Origin of the sequence: Borrelia sp. A-FGy1 (assembly GCF_014084025.1) — a bacterium.
GTDB lineage: Bacteria > Spirochaetota > Spirochaetia > Borreliales > Borreliaceae > Borrelia.
The window spans coordinates 20762-21815 of the sequence record NZ_CP043687.1 but is presented as its reverse complement, the minus strand read 5'-3'; the positions used below and the strand labels follow the sequence as shown (position 1 = coordinate 21815).

Below are 1054 nucleotides of genomic sequence, written 5' to 3'. Positions count from 1 at the left end.
TTAGTATTTATTGCCCAGTATAGTTTACACATTCTTGAAATACGCAAGAATTTCTTCTCTATCATTGCCTTAACTTGGTAAATTGTAATCTCACTACAAATTTTTTTATTCTTACCTCTATTTGCTCTAATTAGTTCTTTTAATAGTGCTTTCTTTGCTTCTGCTGCTGCTTTTTGGTAGGTTTTCTTGTTTTTTATAGTATTTTCTGTTATCATTTAACTATCCTTGTGCGGTATAGGGGTGATTTTTGGGATACCTACACCGCGGTTTCAAAAGTCTTAATAGCCTCTTCGCTAAATAAGACTTTTTTTATTATTATATAAAAAAAAGCATTAGTCTGACTAGTTTTTAAGTCCTAGTTGGACTGTCTTTTTTTATATATACCTTCTCTTGTATCTTTAATAGTTTTATTTTGTAACTAGCAAAGGTTTTCCCCTCTCCAAAATTTGCTTGTTTTACAGCTTATCATACTACATTATTTGTATTGCTTTGTCAACAAGTATTATATATTGATATTAATATTTTAGTTATACAAATAAGCTTAAATTAAAAATTAATAATTTTAATTTAAGCTTATAAAGTAGATGTGAACTGCTAGTAATTTCTAGCAAGCCTAAATACCCTATAAAGGGTCTTATTTGCTCTTTCTGGGTCTTCTAGCTTTCTGGTGTAAATTAAATATCTGTTTGTTTGCTTTAGTTCGTGATTAGATTCTCTAGTTTTTTTTCTTCGCTATTTTTGTTCTTTATAAGAGAAAGTAAATGTCTAATCTGATCATCTTTGCTTTTAAGTTCCTCTTTGGTTTCTTTAAGATCCCGCCATAGAACCTCTTCTCTTTCTCTAGCCTCCTTGTCTCTTCTTCTAAGCTCGCTAAGCAAATCATTTTCTCTTGTTCTAGCATCCTCTTCTCTTTGGCAAGCCTTCTCATCTCTTCTTCTAAGCTCGCTAAGCAAATCATCTTCTCTTGCTCTAGCAGTCTCTTCTCTTTGGCAAGCCTTCTCATCTCTTCTTCTAAGCTCGCTAAGCAAATCATCTTCTCTTGCTCTAGCAGTCT

General features: G+C 32.1%; 2 protein-coding genes. Both read right to left on the bottom strand.

All coding sequences use genetic code 11. The features are described 5' to 3' along the window. Positions 1-215, bottom strand: a 215-nt coding sequence (locus F0310_RS04830; protein WP_182117836.1) for a hypothetical protein, incomplete at its 3' end; no start/stop codon positions are given. A 480-nt stretch (positions 216-695) separates the two neighbouring features. Continuing rightward, positions 696-1054 (bottom strand): hypothetical protein (locus tag F0310_RS05950; RefSeq protein ID WP_198422657.1); only part of this gene is annotated, 359 nt, incomplete at its 5' end.